Source organism: Vibrio sp. Vb0888 (assembly GCF_033338835.1).
GTDB classification, from domain to species: Bacteria; Pseudomonadota; Gammaproteobacteria; order Enterobacterales; family Vibrionaceae; genus Vibrio; species Vibrio alginolyticus.
Genome location: NZ_JAWOTL010000216.1, coordinates 1 through 1,191, shown reverse-complemented (window position 1 = coordinate 1,191; position 1,191 = coordinate 1). Strand labels below are relative to the sequence as shown.

Genomic DNA, 1,191 nt, shown 5'->3' with positions numbered 1-1,191 from the left:
CTAATCAAATTGCCTGTATATGCTGGGGAGGAATAAGAGATGAAAGGATTCAAAACTCTAGCCGCTGGTCTACTAGCCAGCTTATTTATGGTTTCTGGCGTTCAAGCTGAAACCCCACAAACACTTTCTGAACTACTAAAAAACGTAAAATCAGAAAGCATTGTTGAATCAAAAGAAAACAAAGAACGCGAAGCTGTTTTCAAGCGCGATCGTGACCAACAAGCTGTATTATTACAACAGGCTCGTGAAGAGCTAGCTGCACAGCAAGCGCTTGGCGATCAACTGAAAGCTACTTTCGACGAAAATGACAAGCAACTAACTGAACTAACCGAAACACTGCGTGTTCGCTCCGGTACCTTGGGTGAAATGTTTGGTGTGGTTCGTCAATACGCAGGCGAATTTAAAGGGCTGTTTGCCGCTTCGCAAAATGCCGTTCAGTTCCCAGAGCGTGATGCACTGCTGACGAAACTGGCAGAAAGTAAAGAACTACCATCAACTCAAGAGCTGGAAGCATTCTGGCACACTATTCTTCAACAAGTTGTCGTATCTGGTGATACATCAACAACACAAGCAACGGTTGTTTACGGTGAAGGTAAAGAAGCCGTTCGCGACGTAACGCTAGTAGGTGAATTTAACGCAATTGCAGATGGCAAATACGTCATTTACGTACCTCAAACTGGCAAGTTCGAAGAACTATCACGTCAGCCAAGCAAGAACATCACAAGCCAAGTGGCTGGTTTTGAATCAGCAAAAGGCACTTATGAGCCGCTATTCCTTGATCCATCTCGTGGCGTAATTCTATCGCTACTAGTACAGAGCCCTACCGTTCAGGAGCGTATTGACCAAGGCGGTATCGTTGGTTACGTCATCCTAGCAATGGGCGCTGTTGGTGTCATCATCGCGCTATTGTGCTTCCTACGCCTTCAGATCATCGGTGGCAAAATGCGTAAACAGGCGAAATCAGACACAGTTATCCCTGGCAACCCTCTAGGTGAAGTTATCCAAGCTTACCAAGAACACAAAGGCGACAACCTTGAAGATCTGGAAGCGAAGTTGGACGAAATCATCCTACGCAATGCACCAAGCATTGAACGCTTTATCAGCTCAATCAAACTGTTTGCTTCTGTAGCACCACTACTGGGTCTACTAGGTACAGTAATGGGTATGATCGGTACCTTCCAGGCAATCACG

Annotated in this window: 1 protein-coding gene; it reads left to right on the top strand. The window is 45.8% G+C overall.

Annotated elements, in window-relative coordinates; all coding sequences use genetic code 11:
• Positions 1–39: 39 nt before the first annotated feature.
• A partial coding sequence (locus R7P72_RS25130; RefSeq protein WP_318110976.1) for a MotA/TolQ/ExbB proton channel family protein occupies positions 40–1,191 on the top strand: 1,152 nt, incomplete at its 3' end.